The organism is Bacillus solitudinis (assembly GCF_002797395.1).
GTDB lineage: Bacteria > Bacillota > Bacilli > Bacillales > Bacillaceae_D > Halalkalibacter_A > Halalkalibacter_A solitudinis.
The window spans coordinates 1,432,538-1,448,584 of the sequence record NZ_KZ454943.1 but is presented as its reverse complement, the minus strand read 5'-3'; the positions used below and the strand labels follow the sequence as shown (position 1 = coordinate 1,448,584).

Here is a 16,047-nt window from a genome sequence, read left to right as displayed (position 1 = left end):
GAAAAAGAGCAAAAAAACTGTTCCTTTTGTTATAAACAATACCGAACTAATTTTTTGTTGACTTTTGTCAAGTGTTATTTGCCTTGTAAGGCTACTTTTAAACTGCTAAAATTGATAAGGTATATAAGAGGGAACTGAAAGAAGAGAGGACGAGTTCGATGATAGGACTATTAAAAAAGGTAATCGGTGATCCGAGTCAGCGTCAGTTAAAGAAAAATGAAAAAGTCGTGGACAAAATTGATGCATTAGCCGACGAAATAAAGAAGCTATCCGATGATGGGATCCATCAGAAAACAGAAGAATTTAAGAAACGCTATCAGCAAGGGGAATCGTTGGATGATTTATTGCCAGAAGCCTTTGCAGTAATTCGCGAGGCATCAACACGAGTTCTGAAAATGACACCGTATCGCGTTCAGTTACTTGGGGCAATCGGACTTCACCAAGGAAATATTGCTGAGATGAAAACCGGTGAAGGGAAAACGCTCGTCGGGACACTTCCTGTCTATTTAAATGCATTAACAGGAAAAGGTGTTCATATTGTGACGGTCAATGAATATTTGGCTCGTCGTGACTGTGAAATGATGGGAGAGCTTTTCCGTTTTCTCGGCTTAACAGTTGGTTTAAACGTAGCAGGGCTTACAAAGGAAGAAAAACAGGAAGCATATCTCGCCGATGTAACGTATGCAACAAATAACGAGCTTGGTTTCGATTATTTACGGGACAATATGGTGCTCTACAAAGAGCAAATGACACAACGTCCGCTTCATTTTGCTTTAATTGATGAAGTTGATTCAATTCTCGTCGATGAAGCACGGACACCGTTAATTATTTCAGGTTCCGTTGAACGCTCAACTCAGCTTTACCAGCAGGCGAATTCATTTATTCGTCTCTTGAAAAAGGAAGAGGATTACACGCTTGATGAGAAGACTAAGTCTGTACAGTTAACGGAAGAAGGCGTAAATAAAGCAGAGCGTGCTTTTGGAATTGAGAATTTATATGATCAAGAGCATGTTCAGTTAAATCATCACTTAAATCAATCTCTAAAAGCACACGTCGTGATGCTTCGTGATACTGATTATGTGATTGAAGATGGCGAAATTGTTATTGTTGACCAATTTACTGGTCGTTTAATGAAAGGACGTCGTTATAGCGATGGACTTCATCAAGCGATTGAAGCGAAGGAAGGTCTCTTCATTCAACGTGAGAGCATGACACTTGCTTCGATTACTTTCCAAAACTATTTCCGTAAGTACCAAAAGCTTGCGGGGATGACGGGTACGGCGAAAACTGAGGAAGAGGAATTCCGTAATATTTACGGAATGGACGTAATGGTCATACCGACGAACAGACCGATTGCTCGTGATGACCGTCCTGATTTAATTTATAAGACGATGGAAGCGAAATTCAAAGCCGTTGTTAATGAAATTGAAGAGCTTCACAAGAAGGGACAACCTGTGCTCGTTGGTACGGTAAGTGTGGAAACCTCGGAGCTTGTTTCAAATTATCTTAAAAAGCGTAAGGTCACGCATCATGTGTTAAATGCAAAAAACCATGAGAGTGAAGCAGAGATTATTGAAAATGCTGGTCAAAAGGGTGCCGTGACGATCGCGACAAACATGGCTGGTCGTGGTACTGATATTAAGCTTGGAGAAGGTGTGAAAGCACTTGGTGGTCTTCATGTACTTGGTACAGAGCGTCACGAGAGTCGTCGAATTGATAATCAGTTACGTGGTCGTGCTGGTCGTCAAGGGGACGAGGGTTCATCGCAATTCTATTTGTCGATGGAAGATGAACTAATGCGTCGCTTCGGTTCTGATAATATGCGTGCAATGATGGAAAGACTAGGCATGGAGGAAGATCAGCCGATTGAGAGTAAGCTTGTATCACGTGCAGTCGAGACTGCTCAGAAGCGAGTGGAAGGAAATAACTTTGACGCGCGTAAGCAAGTTCTCCAATATGATGATGTAATGCGTGAGCAACGTGAAATTATCTATAAGCAACGTATGGAAGTCTTAGAGTCTGAGAATCTTCGCGGTATTGTCCAAAATATGATTAAGTCCGTCATCGAGAAGACGATTTCACTTCATACGCCAGATAATGAGGTTCCAGAGGATTGGGATATTACAGCTATAGTTAACTACTTTAAGGCACATCTTCTAAATGAGGATGACCTTACTGAAAAAGACTTAGCAGGCAAAGATCCTGAGGAAATGATCGAAGTGGTTACGGAAAAGGTGATGGTCAACTACAATGCGAAGGAAGAGCAATTTACACCTGAGCATATGCGAGAGTTTGAGAAGGTAATTATGCTTCGGACGGTTGACCGTAAGTGGATGAATCATATTGATCAAATGGATCAGCTTCGCCAGGGAATTCACTTAAGAGCCTATGGCCAAAACGACCCGCTACGTGAATATCGCTTTGAAGGCTTTGAAATGTTTGAGCAAATGATTGCATCGATTGAAGAAGAAGTATCGATGTACATCATGAAAGCGCAGGTTCAGCAAAACCTACAGCGTCAAGAAGTAGCGAAGGGAAAGGCTGTTCAACAAGCTGAGGATGGAAAAGAAAAACCAAAGCGTAAGCCGATTCGTAAAGGTGAAACGACTGGACGCAACGATCCATGTGTGTGCGGAAGTGGCAAGAAGTTCAAAAACTGCTGTGGGATTAATTCTTAAAAAATTGAAGAAATGTCATTCTAATGGAATGACGACTATAGAGGTGTCAGAATGGAATTAGTAGAAGTTAAACAAGAGCTTGCCATTATGTTGAAACGATTAAAAGACTTTAGGGGGTCTCTTTGACCTCGACCAAAAGCAAGAACGAATTGCAGAGTTAGACGAAAAAATGTCAGACCCCGAATTCTGGAATAATCAAGAAGCTGCTCAAACCGTTATTAATGAAGCAAACGGATTAAAAGAGCAGGTGAATACCTTTCTAGAGCTTGAGACGACATTTGAAGATTTAGAGGTTTCGTATGAGCTTGTTAAAGAAGAAGACGATGCAGAGCTTCAGGCAGAGCTTGTTTCTGGTATCAAGAAGCTCATTCAGGAACTCAATGATTATGAGCTTCAGCTTCTTCTTAGTGAGCCCTATGATAAAAATAATGCGATCCTTGAGCTTCATCCTGGGGCCGGGGGAACCGAGTCTCAAGACTGGGCATCGATGCTTTTGCGGATGTACACACGTTGGGCGGAGCGCAAAGGCTATAAGGTCGAGACGCTAGACTACTTACCTGGTGACGAAGCTGGCGTAAAGAGTGTCACGCTTTCGATTAAAGGTCATAATGCCTATGGGTATTTGAAGGCGGAAAAAGGGGTTCATCGCCTCGTCCGTATTTCGCCATTTGACTCGTCGGGACGTCGTCATACCTCGTTTGTCTCGTGTGAGATTATGCCAGAGCTTGATGATAGCGTCGAAATTGATATTCAAACGGAGGATTTGAAGGTTGATACGTACCGTGCAAGTGGAGCGGGTGGTCAGCATATTAATACGACAGATTCAGCTGTGCGAATTACTCATTTACCAACAAACACAGTCGTCACATGTCAAACCGAGCGTTCACAAATTAAGAACCGTGAGCATGCAATGAAGATGATGCGTTCAAAACTTTATCAATTAAAAATTGAAGAACAACAGCAGCAACTTTTAGAGATACGCGGTGAGCAAAAAGAGATTGGCTGGGGAAGTCAAATCCGTTCTTACGTTTTTCATCCCTATAGCATGGTCAAGGATCATCGCACCAACTTTGAAATTGGAAACACAAGTGGAGTGATGGACGGTGATCTCGATGGGTTTATCGATGCGTATCTTCGTACATCTTTAGCCTATCTGCTGAATCAAGAAGGATAATAATTTGGCATACGCCTTTTGAGGGTGTCTTAAATGGGAATCAACCATTTGAGACACCCTCTTTTTGTGTGGAGAGAGGCAACATCGGGTGGGGGGGATCAGTAACAATGCGGATTTTTCGGCAACTATGGGCTGGATATCAGCAACTTTGAGGGTTTATTGGCAACTTTGGTCTAGGTATCAGCGACAATTGGGCTTTTCCGTCAACTATGCGTTGTTTATCAGCAACAATGAGGCTTTTATCGTCAACAACGCGCTGAATATTAGTAACTGTGAGGCTTTATCGTTAACTATGCGTTGTTTATCAGCAACTATGGACTTTATCATCAACTTTGCGCCTTTTATCAGCAACTTCGCCCCATTTATCAGCAACTCCCATCATGAGAAGGTTACTAATATTGTTTAGCGGCTAAGAAACAATGTGCCGCGCAAATGCAACAAGGATGATCCCACAAGCCAAGTTGCTAACCCCCTACCCTCAAAAAAAAAACAATTTCCCCTAAGTGGTTGAAACCGCTTAAGGTCCTATCAACGACTATGTCGGTCTCTCCTCTTATTCCATTCGAAGCTTAATGTTTTCCTTCAATAGGCGATGCTAGAAAAAAATCACATTTACAGGTTTTTCATGTTGATGCTATACTACTTGAGGATTTGCAAAGACTAATCTTTAAATTCTTAAAATTTTAAAAGTGTGGTGTATATGAATGAATAAGAAAAGACGAAGAAATCAACATCCGAGAAGCCCGTTGACGCAGCACGCGATTGACTATACATATATTCTCGTTGGTTCAGCGATTGTAGCGATTACCTTTAACCTCTTTTTGCTACCAAATAAAATCGCTTCTGGGGGCGTTAGTGGGATTAGTACCATTGTTAATTATGTAGGTGGGATTGAGCCTGCTTATACACAATGGGCTTTTAATATACCGTTATTTATTCTTGGTATACTTTTGCTTGGCGGCTTTAAATATGGTGTGAAAACGTTAGTGGGTACAGCCTTTTTACCACTAGTTGTCTTTATGACAAGAGACTGGTCCGTTGGGTTTGAAGATCCGTTACTTGGTGCTCTTTTTGGGGGAATTGGTGTAGGGGTCGGTTTAGGGACCGTGTTTCGTGCAAATGCGAGTACGGGCGGTACAGATTTGGCTGCTCAGATTATTAATAAGTACTCTGGATTATCTGTTGGTGTCTGTATTTTTATTATTGATGGATTGGTTGTCTTTACTTCAGCGGTTGTCTTTGGCCTTGAGTTGGCGCTTTATGCTCTTATTTCACTTTTTGTTACAGGAAAGACGATTGATTTAGTGCAAATTGGGGTAGGATATGCAAAGGTAGCACTCATTATCTCAAATTATCCTGAGGACGTTCGAAAAAGTTTGCTTGCGGATGTCGATCGTGGGGTCACGAAACTGATGGGGCAGGGGGGCTATACGGATGAAGAGCGGCCGGTTCTTATGTGTGTAGTTAGTCAGCGTGAGGTCACAAAATTGAAACAAGTGGTTAGACTTGTTGACCCGCAAGCGTTTGTCATTGTTACAGACGCAAATGAGGTCTTAGGGGAAGGATTTAAACGAGCCTAAAGAGATTGAGTCAGCTATAATGGTAACGGATATATCCATTCACAAATGAAGGAGATGATAGGCTATGAAGAAATTTTTAATAGCAATTGGAGCTGTTTTTGCTCTTACAGCCTGTGGTGGCGGCGATACTGAACCTGCACCAGAGGAAGTTCCAGCAGAGGATGCGGCTAGCGAAGAGGCGACAGGAGACTTTGACGCTGCTTCAGCACGTGAAACCTATGAGTCAACTTGTATCGGATGCCATGGTGGCAATCTAGAAGGCGTGTCAGGACCTCCTCTTGCAGAAGGAGATTTGACTTCTGATGAAATTTTGGAAGTCATTCAAAATGGTAAAGGGGCGATGGCTCCCCAAGCGCATCTATCTGTTGAGGATGCGGAAAACTTAGCTAAGTGGATCGAAGTTCAATAAAGTGTAGGAGTATAGCAAAGGGTGCCTTTACCTTTTGTTATACTCCTTTTTTATAGAAGATGAAATAACCCTGCGCACTACGATAAAGAAGTCACGCTTTATCCATGAGTGAATAGTCTGACTTTTTAACCTCTCCTATTTCCTTCTAATTTGGCATTTTTCTCTTAAACGTAACAATCTTTGAAATGAAATTGTAATAAAATTGTCCATTCATACGATTCATTTAGTGTTATAATGAATGAGGAAAACGACAAAAACCTTTAAAAAGGTTAAAGGTTCAACATATTATTTGTTTTGAGACAAGCTCTGCATGACTCGAAAGTTTTCTCATGTAATAAAGGAAGTGATATTCTTGATTGAGATGAGAGATGTCTGGAAAGTTTATTCTAATAATGTAAAAGCCATTAATGGAATAAATATTGTGATTCAAAAAGGTGAGTTTGTCTATGTCGTTGGACCTAGTGGTGCTGGGAAGTCAACGTTTATTAAAATGATGTATAGAGAAGAAAAGCCGACAAAAGGTGAAATCTTCATAGATAGTACGAACTTAGCCGCAATTAAAGAAAGTAAAATTCCACATGTACGCCGAAGAATTGGTGTTGTCTTTCAAGATTTTAAGCTCCTACCAACTTTTACGGTGTTTGAGAATATTGCTTTTGCTCTTGAAGTAATAGAAGAAAGCCCTGCCATTATAAAAAGAAAAGTGATGGATGTTCTTGAGATTGTTCGCTTGAAAAATAAAGCACGTTTTCTTCCTAGTGAACTATCTGGCGGAGAGCAACAGCGTGTGGCTATTGCTCGAGCGGTCGTTAATAATCCTGAAGTACTGATTGCCGATGAACCTACTGGGAACCTTGATCCAGATACGGCATGGGGAATTATGGACATTTTGGATGAGATTAATCATCGAGGAACAACGATAATTATGGCTACCCACAACAAGGATATTGTAAATACGATTAAAAAGCGTGTTATTGCAATAGAAGGTGGGCGTGTTGTGCGTGATGAGGTAAGGGGGGCTTACGGCTATGAAACTTAGAACCCTTGGGCGACATGTCAAAGAGGGGACGAAGAATCTAGGACGAAGTGGCTGGATGACGTTCGCTTCAATTAGTGCCGTTGCCGTCATGTTGTTTGTGGTTGGTGTTTTTTTATTGCTTATTTTAAATATGAATCACATTGCATCAATGGTTGAGGATGATGTTGAGGTTCATGTTTATATTGAGTTAACAGCTTCACCGGAGCAGCAGGACGAATTGCGAGCACAAATCGAAACCACCCCTCATATTGAAAGTGTGGATTATTTAAATAAAGAAGAGGGCTTAAATCAATTAATTGATAGTTTGGATGAACAAGGACAAGTCTTTGAATCGATCCGTTCTGAAAATCCATTGAATGATAAATTTGTCGTTCGTGCAGTTGACCCACAACTAACTGAAGAGATTGCTTTGAAAATCGAACAAATGCCGTATGTTGAACGAATTAACTATGGAAAAGACTGGGTTGATCGGTTGTTTGCTGTCACGAACCTTGTTCGGACGATTGGAGTGATTCTCGTTCTTGGGATGATGTTTACAGCGATGTTTTTAATTGCTAATACAATTAAACTAACAATCGTTTCGAGAAAGCGAGAAATTCAGATTATGAAACTTGTAGGTGCGACTAATGGCTTTATCCGGTGGCCTTTCTTCGTGGAAGGGATACTCCTTGGACTAGTTGGAGCGCTTGTACCGATTGTAGTTATTGGTTTTGGGTACTCTTATATCTTTGAAAATTTTGGTGAACGCTTAGAATTAGTTTTCTTCTCACTTTTACCTGTATTCCCTCATATGTGGGAGATTGCGGGGCTATTACTTTCCATTGGAGTGTTTATTGGTGTGTGGGGAAGCATGATGTCTGTCAGAAAGTTTTTAAAGGTATAAAGAAGCAAGTAGGAGGGTGAGTCCCTCTTTTACATATATATAGGAGGTACGATGAATGAGACGAAGAGTCGGGATGGTTTGTATCGCATTACTAGTTACAATGGGTTCTTTTGGATGGACTCCATGGAATCAATTGGCTTTAGCAAATAGTGAAATTAAAGGTCAAATATCGGATGTCCAACGTGAGCGAGAAGAGAAGAAGCAACAAGCACAGAAAACAGAAGCGGAAATTGCGCAAATAGAGCTCGAAATGGAACAAATTAATACAGAGATTCGCGAAATTGATGAAAGTGTTGCTGTTACCAATCAAAAAATTCGTGAAAAACAAGTAGAAATTGAAAAGGCTCGTGAGCATATTGAGCAATTAAAGGCAGAAATTGTTGTACTTGAAGAACGAATTGCTGAACGTGATGAATTGTTAAAAGAACGTGCAAAGTCAATGTACCAGTCTGGTGGAACGGTTGACTATATTGAAGTCATTCTAGGTGCAAAGAGCTTTGGTGATTTACTTGATCGTGTGAGTGCTCTTTCAGTTATCGCCCAGCAGGACCGAAATATTCTAGAGGCTCATATTGAGGATCAACGTCTCTTAGAAGAAGCTAAAAATGCTGTAGAAACTGAGCTTCAGTCATTAGAGAACCATCTAGCTGACTTAGAGAATTTAATGGCTGATCTTGCGAAACAACGTAAGGAAAAAGACCGGATTATGGGTCAATTAGAACAAAAGGAAGATGAGTTACATGGTGAGTTAGGTGACCTTGAAAATGCTGCTGATATCCTCTCTCAACAAGAATCTGCTCTTAAAAAGGAGCTAGCTGCATACGAAGAGCGGATGCGTCGTGAAGCTGAAGAACGTAAACGTCAGGCGGAAGAAGAACGCAGACGTCAAGAGCAAGCGAGTAGTCGCCAGCAGGAACCATCAAGATCAAGCAGTCACACCCATAGTACGCCATCAGTAACTGAATCTGGCTTTATGCGCCCAGCTACGGGTTCAATTACATCAACATTTGGAAAGCGTGCAAGCTTTGGTGGTCGGATGCATCACGGGATTGATATTGGAAAAAATGGTCGTAGTGGCGATGTCCCTATCGTTGCTGTTCAAGATGGAACCGTCGTTAGTTCCTACTATTCTAGTAGTTATGGAAATACGGTGTTAATTGCGCATTATGTTGATGGGCAGTTAATTACATCACTTTATGCGCATCTTGAAAATCGAGAAGTATCGGCTGGTCAAAGTGTTTCAAAGGGTCAAAGACTTGGAATGATGGGGAATACAGGACGTTCTTTCGGTGCTCATCTTCATTTTGAAATTCATGAAGGTGGCTGGAATGCTTCAAAATCCAATTCAGTTAACCCTTTAAACTATATTCCACGATAATAAGCTTTTAAAACAAATTTTTTGTATAATTTTTAAAAAAATATGGCTCTCTCAAAGGTTGTCCAAAAGTGAAATTAATCTTTTGGACAACCTTTTTTTGAATTATAGTTGACAATGATTATCAACTGCAATATACTCATTAATGGAGCTGAGGCTGATAATGATTCTTATTGTTAGCCTAGTAAATACATAGATAAGTGGAGGTCATTACGTGAGTAAAGCATTAAAAGGATTTTTAATTGGATTTATGTTAATTTTTGTTCTTGCTGCATGCGGGGGCAATGAAGAACCTGAAGAACAAACAGGTGAAGTAGAAGAGCCAAAGGCTGAGACAGAAGAAGTTGTTGAGGAAGAAGCGACAGAAGAAGCTGGTGTTGTTAACTTGTATACGAGCAGACATTATGATACCGATCGTGAGTTATACGACTTGTTCACTGAGCAAACAGGGATTGTTGTAAATGTCGTCGAAGGAAAAGGCGATGAGTTAATGGAGCGTCTTGACCGTGAAGGCGAAGCAACAGAGGCAGATGTATTCATTACAGCTGATGCAGGAAACTTGGCACGTTTAAAGGAAAAAGAATTAACGCAAGCTGTCGAAAGTGAAACGTTAACTACAAATATTCCAGAAAAACTTCGTGACATTGATAATGAATGGTTTGGCTTAACGAAACGTGCACGTGTGATTGTGTATGCAAAAGACCGTGTGGACCCTTCTGAGCTTTCAACATATGAAGCATTAACGGAAGAAGAGTGGGCTGATAGAGTGTTAATTCGTTCATCTGAAAATATCTATAACCAATCACTTTTAGCATCATTCATTGAATTAAATGGTGAAGAAGCGGCAAAAGAGTGGGCTGCGGGGATTGTCGATAATATGGCTAGAGAACCACAAGGCGGTGACACTGACCAGATAACTGCAGTTGTTGCAGAAGAAGGTGATGTGGCTATTTCAAATACGTATTATGTTGGACGCCTAATCAACTCTGAAAACCCAGAGGAAGCTGCTGTAGGAGAAGCTGTAGGAGTATTCTTCCCGAACCAAGATACTAACGGGACTCACATTAATATTAGTGGTGCGGCTGTTACAAAGCATGCGAAAAATGCAGCAAATGCAATTAAGTTTATTGAGTACTTATCGAGTGCTGATGCACAATTTAAATTTGCAGAAGGTAACAATGAGTATCCTGTAAACCCTGAAGTTGAACCGACTGAATTATTAAAGTCTTGGGGAGATTTTAAGGAACAAGATATTGATTTAACAATTCTTGGAGAAAACAACGCAAGAGCATTGCAAATTTTTAATGAAGTTGGTTGGAAATAAGTTTTTCTATGCTAAAATAGAGTTTGTGCCGTATCATTAAGATACGGTACATTCTTGTGTTTTCACGAAGAAACCTAAATTTGAGGCTTTTTTTAAAAGGACGTGTCAAACAGTGAAGCTAGTTCAACAAGTGAAACGCCAGCTGGATATTTGGGCGTTCTTAAGTTTCTTGCTCATCTCTATTATTCTCTTACCAAATGTGTTAATTGCCATCGAATTCTTTTCAAAACCAAATGACAATTGGCTCCATGTTAAAGAGTTTCTATTATTAGATATCATCAAAAATACGGTGATTATTATGGCTTTTACAGGAGCTTTTACAACTATCATTGGTACGAGCTTAGCTTGGCTGATGACGGTTTATAAATTTCCACTACGAAACTTTTTAAAATGGGGGTTAATTCTACCTCTTGCCATCCCACCTTTTATTGGGGCATATACGTATCATGGGATGATTAGCTATACGGGGATTATTCAATCGGTGCTGCGAAATACATTTGATATACAAGTTCAGCAAAAGTACTTTAATATTATGAATATTGAAGGTACGATTTTTATATTTACATTATTTTTATTTCCCTATATTTATGTCATTACACGAAGCTTCTTTGAAAATCAATCCTCTTCGCTTGTAGAAAATGCTAGATTACTTGGTGGAAATGCATTCGAAGTCTTCTTCCGCGTTATTTTGCCGATATCACGTGCGGCGATTATTGGTGGCGTGACGATTGTGATGCTTGAAATTATTAATGATTATGGGGTTGTTAAGTTCTTTGGTGTTCAGACATTTATTACAGCGATTTTCCAAACGTGGTTTGGTATGGGAGACTTGGACTCTGCTTTTAAGCTTGCTGGAACCCTCATGATTGTTGTCATTTTCATCCTTGTGTTTGAAAAAGTCATTCGAGGTCGAAAACGATATAGTTATTCCTCGTCTAAGCTGAAGCCAATAGAGCCTCAGCAATTAAGTGGTACAAAGGCATGGCTTGCCTTTGCTTATTGCTTTGGGATTTTTAGTGTGGCCTTTCTTATTCCATTTTTACAATTGCTTTATTGGGTATTTATGACATATGAGAAGATTCTAAGCTATGAATTCTTCAAATTAATTCAGAATTCCTTTTTAGTGGCAAGCATTGCTGCAACAATTATTATCATTAGTGCGTTAATTATTGCAAATTATACGAGAATTCATCAAGGCTTAATGAGTAAAATGATTTCTAAGATAAGTATCTTAGGGTATTCGATACCAGGAGCGGTCATTGCAATCGCGGTTATTACGGTGTTCTTAGCTTTAGATGATACCATTTACTCTATCTATCAATCATTTGCTTTAGAGCCGAGCTTCTTTTTTAGAACTAGCTTGATTGTCCTTGTTAGTGCATACGTGATTCGCTTCTTAGCTGTTGGTTTTAATTCAATTGATGCGGGCTTTGAAAAGGTAGGTACTGGGTTTACTGATGCGTCGCGAACACTTGGAACGTCAACGATCGGGACCTTCTTTAAAGTGGATATCCCAATGATTAAGGGTGGAATTATGGGGGGCTTTATTTTGGTTTTTGTTGATATCTTAAAGGAACTTCCCTTGACGATGCTTTTGCAGCCGTTTAATTTCACTACACTTGCGACGAAGGCATTTGTCTATGCGAATGATGAAATGGTTAATGAGGCGGCTTCAGCATCCGTGTTAATCATTTTGATTAGTGCCCTCTGTATTTTTGTCTTCCATAAAGTCTTAGATAAGGAGCAAAGATAATGTTTGTACAAATTAATCATTTAAAATACCAATATCGAAATGCAAGTGAACCCACAATTAAAGATTTTTCACTAGATATTAAGCAAGGTGAAGTGGTGTGTATTCTTGGTGAGAGTGGCAGTGGGAAAAGTACGATACTCCGTTTAATTGCCGGGTTAGAAACCGCAAGTGCGGGTTCTATAAAGATTAACGATACAGTTATTATTGATGAGCACCATTTTACGCCGCCTGAGAAGCGTGGGGTTGGGATGGTCTTTCAAGATTATGCGTTATTTCCACATATGACGGTTGCGAAAAATATTAAATATGGCTTAAGAAAGATGAATCGACGACAAAAGCAGCAACGTCTTGAGGAGATGTTAGCGTTAATCAATTTAGCAGATTATCAGGACCGTTACCCATTTGAATTAAGTGGTGGACAACAGCAACGTGTTGCGCTTGCTAGAGCACTTGCTCCAGCGCCTTCCTTGTTAATCTTTGATGAACCTTTTAGTAATTTGGATGCGAACCTTCAAGTGAAAATCCGGGATGAGCTTAGAATGATTTTGAAAAAGACGGGGATCACATCTATTTTCGTTACTCATGACCAAGAAGATGCGCAGGCTTTAGCGGATCGAATTGTATTTATTGAAAATGGGATTGTCAAACGAGTCGGGCCGCCAGAAGAGATATTAGGCTGTGCAAGCTTGGTTATGTGGGCCAATTCATAATAGGGGAGAGGTTGTTTAAATGGCAACCTCTTTCTTTTAATATCGAAGGAGCATTTCCTTTTTAGAGTGAGAGGGAAAAATTTTCATAAAGACGTCTTTTGACTTACGAACGGGGATTGTCTAGAATAGTAGAGAGTAAGATGACAACATAATGAGTACAAGCTTTTCATATTATAGAGAAACAACGAGTTGAATAGCTGAGTGATTCTTTGTATCGACGCCCAGTTAATAAACAGGGTTGATGAGAGTGGGAGTGATAGAATGAGTAGCAAACGTTTTTTAATGGTTATCGTGTTGTTGATTGCACTAAGTATGGGTGGGTTATATTTAAACTCGGTTTTTTCGAATGAGGCTGATATTGTAACGGCTCCGACAACCGGTGAACAGGAAAGTCCAGCTGCTAACATAAACAATGATGAAGTTCTTGAGAAATTTTCGAAAGCTCTTACTGTTATCCAGGAGCAGTACGTGAACGAAGTTGAAAGTGAAGAATTGCTTGAAGGTGCTATTGAAGGGATGTTACGGACGCTCGATGATCCGTATTCAGTGTATATGGACCAAGATACAGCGAAGCAATTTATGGAGTCATTAGGATCACATTTTGAGGGGATTGGTGCCGAAGTAAGCATGACAGACGGAAAAGTAACCATTGTTGCGCCATTTCGTGAATCCCCTGCAGAAAAAGCTGGCTTACAGCCAAATGACCAGATTATTAAGATTGATGGTGAATCGATTGAAGGATTATCCCTTTATGAAGCAGTGTTACAAATTCGTGGTGAAAAGGGAACAGAGGTAAAATTGACAATTGAACGTCCAGGTACAAAGGAACCGATTGTTATTTCAGTTGAACGCGATGCGATTCCGATTGAAACCGTTCATGTTGAAGTGATTGAGCGAGACGGAAAGAAAGTTGGTTTACTTAATATTACTTCCTTTTCCGAGGATACAGCAGATCGATTTGAAGAAGGACTGGCAGAATTAGAATCGCAAGGTATTGATGGACTTTTAATTGATGTAAGAGGTAACCCAGGTGGTTATTTAGATAGTGTGGAGGAAATCGGCAAGCTGATTATTCCAGAGGGAAAACCGATTGTTCAAATTCAGAATCGTGAAGGGGAAAAGGTTCGTTATATCTCCACGTTAAAGGAACGCAAGCCTTACCCAATTGTTGGTATCACGGATCGCTCTAGTGCATCTGCTTCAGAGATTTTGGCAGCGGCGCTTATCGAAGGTGGCGATTATGATGTTGTTGGTGAAACCACATTTGGAAAAGGAACCGTTCAGCAGACGATTAAGTTAGGAGACGGAAGTGAGTTAAAGCTCTCCTTATTTAAATGGTTAACGTCTGATGGAAATGATATTAATAAGGTTGGTGTGAAGCCGACAGTTGAAATTCTTCAGCCAGATTATTTCTATACTATTCCTTTATCAAGTGAAGAGACGCTAACACTAGAAATGATGAATGACCAAGTGAAAAGTGCTCAACTTATGCTAAAAGGCCTTGGCTTTGACCCTGGCCGTGATGATGGGTATTATGATAAGCCGACGCAAGAGGCTGTACGTGCCTTTCAGGAGGCAAATAACCTAACTGTTTCTGGTGACATTGATGAAGAAACTGCTAACTCTTTGCAACAGAAAATCGTTGAAAGTGTGCGAGACCCAGAGAATGATCGTCAATTGCAAAGAGCGATTGAATTAATTCTTGAGCAAGCGCAAGGTTAATAGAGGAAGTCGGAATGAAGTTGTCGAAATAAGGAAGGTGCACAGTCGTGTACCTTCCTGTTTTATTATGAATATGACTTTTTAGAGTGTAGATCATTAAAAAAGGTTTACCTTTGATGAGTAGGTAAGGTATAACTAAACTATCACTGTAATTTCACGGGTTTCGAGAAGAGTTGGAGGCGTAACATTATGATTGTCGACATCTTGAAAAGTATTGGTTTAGCGTTTGGGAGCTTTTTTGTGCATCCCCTTTTATATATTGGATTATTTGTTATTTTTCTAATGTCTAAACGTCGAGTTCGAAAGGAAAGATTATCATTCCATACACGGGTCTACAGCTTGATGGCAGACTTTGTCATTCCGTTTGGGCCAGCTATTATTACAGGATCGCTCATTTCTATTTTTCTATTAGGGCTTGGCGTTGTAGTGACGCTCCCCCTTCTAATTGTTATCGCTATTGTCTATTTATTAGCTATCCTCACTGCTCAAGTTCGTTGGATGTCCCCGGCATTTGTCTTAGGTTTTGTCCTAATCCTATTTGCTATTGAACCATTTGCGGGATATATGAGTGGGTTTGGAGGAATAACAGATCTTTATTTAGAAGCAGCAGAAGTACCGATTGTTCATATTGCGATTTTACTGGCAGCACTTGTTATTGCAGAAGGTTGGTTAATCGAGGGTAAGGGGGCTTCCTATACGTCTCCTCGGCTTAAACGAAGTAAGCGAGGAAAATGGATTGGTTTCCATGATGTGCGCCGGTTATGGATTGTTCCTGTTTGTTTGTTTGTACCTGAGGGAGTTATTCCTAGCTTTGAGTTTTGGCCGGTTTTTTCTTTAGGTGAGACAAGCCTACAGCCACTTATTATTCCATTTCTAATTGGATTTCAGCAAAGTGTTCGTTCGACATTGCCACGGCTGGCGATTCGTTTGATGGGGCAACGTGTGCTCGGATTAGGTGTGTTGTTTGCCATCCTCGCAGTGTTAAGTTATTATCAGCCTGTTGTTGCACTTATTCTTGGTACGGTTGCCATACTTGGGAGAGAGCTATTATGGGTATTAGCAAAGCATCGTGACGAAGCGAGGCCATCTTTGTTTGCTGTTAAACCATCTGGGTGTATTGTGCTTGGGGTCATTCCTGGAAGTCCCGCGGAAAAGATGAAGATTCAAGTAGGAGAAGTCATTGTGAAGGTGAACGGAGAAGCGGTTAATGATGAGATAAGCTTTTATAAGGCACTACAAAAAAATTCCGCCTTTTGTAAGCTTGATGTGTTAGATGAGGCCGGAGAAGTACGCTTTGCTCAAGGGGCTCTTTACGATGGGGGGCATCACCACCTAGGTATACTAGTCGTAAAAAAGGAGACGAAATTGCAAGATTCAATTATTTAATGTTTTAATAGTAA

At 40.3% G+C, this 16,047-nt stretch carries 13 protein-coding genes; all 13 read left to right on the top strand.

Features of this window, described 5'->3' with window-relative positions; translation table 11 throughout:
• Positions 1–158: 158 nt before the first annotated feature.
• The 13 genes from secA to CEF19_RS06990 all read left to right on the top strand — a co-directional run bounded on the left by secA (position 159) and on the right by CEF19_RS06990 (position 16,033).
• A complete protein-coding gene (secA, locus tag CEF19_RS07045; RefSeq protein WP_100405439.1) occupies positions 159–2,678 on the top strand; it encodes a preprotein translocase subunit SecA in 2,520 nt (839 codons plus the stop codon).
• A 51-nt stretch (positions 2,679–2,729) separates the two neighbouring features.
• A protein-coding gene (prfB, locus tag CEF19_RS07040) for a peptide chain release factor 2 (RefSeq protein ID WP_100405438.1) occupies positions 2,730–3,852 on the top strand; the annotation gives its coding sequence in 2 pieces (ribosomal slippage) (positions 2,730–2,801 and positions 2,803–3,852; 1,122 coding nt in all).
• Between the two features lie 88 nt (positions 3,853–3,940).
• On the top strand, positions 3,941–4,258 hold the full coding sequence (locus CEF19_RS23080; protein ID WP_157800894.1) for a hypothetical protein: 318 nt from the start codon (positions 3,941–3,943) through the stop codon (positions 4,256–4,258).
• Between the two features lie 298 nt (positions 4,259–4,556).
• Entirely contained in the window at positions 4,557–5,432 is an 876-nt protein-coding gene (locus CEF19_RS07035) for a YitT family protein (protein WP_100405437.1), read from the top strand.
• Positions 5,433–5,496: 64 nt separating this feature from the next.
• Positions 5,497–5,841 carry a c-type cytochrome gene (locus tag CEF19_RS07030; protein ID WP_100405436.1) on the top strand — a complete coding sequence of 115 codons (345 nt, stop codon included), beginning with the start codon at positions 5,497–5,499 and terminating at the stop codon, positions 5,839–5,841.
• 352 nt (positions 5,842–6,193) lie between these two features.
• On the top strand, positions 6,194–6,880 hold the full coding sequence (gene ftsE, locus CEF19_RS07025; RefSeq protein WP_100405435.1) for a cell division ATP-binding protein FtsE: 687 nt from the start codon (positions 6,194–6,196) through the stop codon (positions 6,878–6,880).
• Entirely contained in the window at positions 6,870–7,763 is an 894-nt protein-coding gene (gene ftsX / locus CEF19_RS07020) for a permease-like cell division protein FtsX (protein ID WP_100405434.1), read from the top strand. The genes ftsE and ftsX overlap by 11 nt, the downstream gene beginning before the upstream one ends.
• A gap of 55 nt (positions 7,764–7,818) precedes the next feature.
• Positions 7,819–9,141: a murein hydrolase activator EnvC family protein gene (locus CEF19_RS07015; RefSeq protein WP_100405433.1), complete on the top strand. Its 1,323-nt coding sequence runs from the start codon at positions 7,819–7,821 to the stop codon at positions 9,139–9,141.
• A 211-nt stretch (positions 9,142–9,352) separates the two neighbouring features.
• Positions 9,353–10,462, top strand: coding sequence for a Fe(3+) ABC transporter substrate-binding protein (locus CEF19_RS07010; protein ID WP_227521936.1), 1,110 nt, complete (start codon positions 9,353–9,355; stop codon positions 10,460–10,462).
• A 112-nt stretch (positions 10,463–10,574) separates the two neighbouring features.
• Positions 10,575–12,215 carry an ABC transporter permease gene (locus CEF19_RS07005; protein WP_227521935.1) on the top strand — a complete coding sequence of 547 codons (1,641 nt, stop codon included), beginning with the start codon at positions 10,575–10,577 and terminating at the stop codon, positions 12,213–12,215.
• Positions 12,215–12,925 (top strand): ABC transporter ATP-binding protein, encoded by a 711-nt coding sequence (locus CEF19_RS07000; protein ID WP_100405432.1) that lies wholly within the window; start codon positions 12,215–12,217, stop codon positions 12,923–12,925. The genes CEF19_RS07005 and CEF19_RS07000 overlap by 1 nt, the downstream gene beginning before the upstream one ends.
• Before the next feature lie 261 nt (positions 12,926–13,186).
• Positions 13,187–14,647, top strand: a complete 1,461-nt coding sequence (locus tag CEF19_RS06995; protein WP_100405431.1) for a S41 family peptidase — start codon at positions 13,187–13,189, stop codon at positions 14,645–14,647.
• A gap of 189 nt (positions 14,648–14,836) precedes the next feature.
• The gene (locus CEF19_RS06990) at positions 14,837–16,033 is read left to right on the top strand and encodes a PDZ domain-containing protein (protein WP_100405430.1); all 1,197 of its coding nucleotides are present in this window, start codon (positions 14,837–14,839) and stop codon (positions 16,031–16,033) included.
• Positions 16,034–16,047 lie beyond the last annotated feature (14 nt).